General features: G+C 69.6%; 2 protein-coding genes. Both read left to right on the plus strand.

Annotated elements, in window-relative coordinates; genetic code table 11:
- The first annotated feature begins 168 nt into the window (after positions 1-168).
- A complete protein-coding gene (gene lpdA / locus ABD343_RS18005; protein ID WP_344529286.1) occupies positions 169-1,575 on the plus strand; it encodes a dihydrolipoyl dehydrogenase in 1,407 nt (468 codons plus the stop codon).
- 57 nt (positions 1,576-1,632) lie between these two features.
- On the plus strand, positions 1,633-1,959 hold a 327-nt coding region (locus tag ABD343_RS18010; protein WP_344529288.1), incomplete at its 3' end, for a biotin/lipoyl-containing protein.

The raw sequence follows: 1,959 nt of genomic DNA on the forward strand, positions 1-1,959 counted from the left end.
AAGCACAGCCCCGCGTCCCGTTATCCGTCAACAAGTGCGAAGATGGATCCTCGGCAGGACAGGGCCCCGCAGACGGCTGCCACAGCAGCCGGAGACCAGGGCCGAGCAAGCAAGACAGCGGCCGTACGTAAAGCCGCCCGGTCGAGGGAGACCGGTCCCGGCGTACCCATGCATGGAGGACGTGACGTGGCGAACGACGCCAGCACCGTTTTCGACCTAGTGATCCTCGGAGGCGGTAGCGGCGGTTATGCCGCTGCGCTCCGCGCCGCGCAGCTCGGTCTGGATGTCGCCCTGATCGAGAAGGACAAGGTGGGCGGCACCTGCCTGCACCGCGGCTGCATCCCGACCAAGGCCCTGCTGCACGCGGGCGAGGTCGCCGACCAGTCGCGCGAGAGCGCCGAGTTCGGTGTCAAGACCTCGTTCGAGGGCATCGACATGGCGGGCGTGCACAAGTACAAGGACGGCGTGATCTCGGGGCTCTACAAGGGCCTCCAGGGTCTGGTCGCCTCCCGCAAGGTCACGTACGTGGAGGGCACCGGCTACCTGTCGTCGCCGACCTCCGTCGACGTGAACGGCCAGCGGTATGAGGGTCGTCACATCCTGCTCGCGACCGGCTCCGTGCCGAAGTCCCTGCCGGGTCTGACCATCGACCACGAGCGCATCATCAGCTCCGACGACGCGCTGGTCATGGACCGGGTCCCGAAGTCCGCGATCATCCTGGGCGGCGGCGTCATCGGCGTCGAGTTCGCCTCGGTCTGGAAGTCCTTCGGCGCGGACGTCACCGTCGTCGAGGGCCTCAAGCACCTCGTCCCGGTCGAGGACGAGAACAGTTCGAAGCTGCTGGAGCGCGCGTTCCGCAAGCGGGGCATCAAGTTCAACCTCGGCACCTTCTTCGACAAGGCCGAGTACACCGCGGACGGCGTCAAGGTCACGCTGGCCGACGGCAAGGAGTTCGAGGCCGAGGTGCTGCTGGTCGCCATCGGCCGCGGCCCGGTCTCCGAGGGCCTGGGGTACGAGGAGGCCGGGGTCGCCATGGACCGCGGCTTCGTCCTGGCCGACGAGTACTGCCGGACGAACGTGCCGACGATCTCCGCCGTGGGCGACCTCATCCCCACGCTCCAGCTCGCGCACGTCGGCTTCGCCGAGGGCATCCTCGTCGCCGAGCGGCTCGCGGGCCTCAACCCGGTGCCGGTCGACTACGCGGGCGTGCCGCGCGTGACGTACTGCAACCCGGAGGTGGCCTCCGTGGGCCTCACCGAGGAGCAGGCCAAGGAGCGGTACGGTGCCGACAAGGTCGTCACCCTCAAGTACAACCTCGCGGGCAACGGCAAGAGCAAGATCCTGAAGACCACGGGCGAGGTCAAGCTCGTCCAGGTCAGGGACGGTGCCGTGGTCGGCGTCCACATGGTCGGTGACCGCATGGGCGAGCAGGTCGGCGAGGCCCAGCTCATCTACAACTGGGAGGCGCTCCCCGCCGAGGTGGCGCAGCTCATCCACGCCCACCCGACGCAGACGGAGGCGCTCGGCGAGGCCCACCTGGCCCTCGCGGGCAAGCCTCTGCACTCCCACGACTGATCACCGAGTCCGTCAGGGCGCGACCCACCCCGCAATTCGTAAGGAGCAAGAGAAACCATGGCGGTTTCCGTAACCCTGCCGGCGCTCGGCGAGAGCGTCACCGAGGGCACCGTCACCCGCTGGCTGAAGGCCGAGGGTGAGCACGTCGAGGCCGACGAGCCGCTGCTCGAGGTCTCGACGGACAAGGTCGACACCGAGATCCCGGCCCCGGCGGCCGGGACGCTGGCCTCCATCAAGGTGGCCGAGGACGAGACGGTGGAGGTCGGCGCCGAGCTGGCCCTCATCGACGACGGCAGCGGCGCCCCCGCCGCGGCCCCGGCTCCGGCCGCCGCCGAGGCTCCGGCGCCCGCCGAGCCCGCGAACCCGGCCACGACGATCCCCGCG

The organism is Streptomyces albiaxialis, from assembly GCF_039530985.1.
Classification (GTDB): domain Bacteria; phylum Actinomycetota; class Actinomycetes; order Streptomycetales; family Streptomycetaceae; genus Streptomyces; species Streptomyces albiaxialis.